Annotated in this window: 1 protein-coding gene; it reads left to right on the top strand. The window is 51.3% G+C overall.

The window, feature by feature from the left end:
* Positions 1 to 950: SGNH hydrolase domain-containing protein (locus ACR0EL_RS21850; protein ID WP_480502269.1), on the top strand; the 950-nt coding region annotated here is incomplete at both ends.

Here is a 950-nt window from a genome sequence, read left to right as displayed (position 1 = left end):
TGGCAATCTGAAACCTCAGGCGCTTATAGGAGGCGCCGCCGGAGCCTCGATAATCACCCTAGGCGCTGGCGCGGCGATCTATCTTGGGAATGGAATAATCGAACGATTCCCCTACGATGTACGTACCCACATTGAGGCTTCGCAGGATATGGAATGGGATACACCGACCTGCCGCCCATCAGAGAGTTACACGTTTCCAGGTAGCACAGTTTGCCATATTGGTCCGGAAGGCGCGCCTGAAGTGTTGATTTGGGGCGATAGCCATCTTGTTGCAGTATCGGCTGGATTAGAGGCGGCGGCAAGATCGGCTGGTGTGCCTGCATTGGTTGTTTGGCAATATGGCTGTGTGCCATTGTTTGGGGTTGGAAAGAACGAAAGCGGTCTGTCAGCATTGGCAAACAAGAAATGCGAAACAGCAAACATGTCACTCCAACAAGATTTGGCGAAAATACCTGATTTGAAAGCGACACTTTTGGTTAGCCGCTGGGCTTATTATGTGGAAGGGAAAGGTGTTGGCGTGGACGAAAGAACAACGGTCGAGTTGTTTTCAACAATTGGTGAGCTTTCTGGGGCCGATCAGCCACAGCAATTTGCAAACGCGCTTCACCGGACTCTCGACGAACTGGAAACTAAGTCGGACAGGATATTCATATTAGAGCATCCGCCGGAGATACCAAATTACCGGTCGTATTACTTGGCGCGAGATGCGGTTATACGTGGCATGGATGACAGCCAACTTATGGCCCGTACACTGGTTCAAAGCAAAGATTTGAAACAACGAATGCACAACACGAACCAAGTGCTCGAGCCAGTTCTGCGCCGCCCGAACGTCACACTTTTGGAAACCTGGCCGGACTTTTGCGCCGGCGATATTTGTTCAGCGATGAAGGATGGAAGAGCCGCATACTACGACAACAACCACGTAACCAAAACCACAGCCCTGGGTTTGC

Source organism: Ruegeria sp. AH12 (genome assembly GCF_056541465.1).
This window is presented reverse-complemented; position numbering and strand designations above follow the sequence as displayed.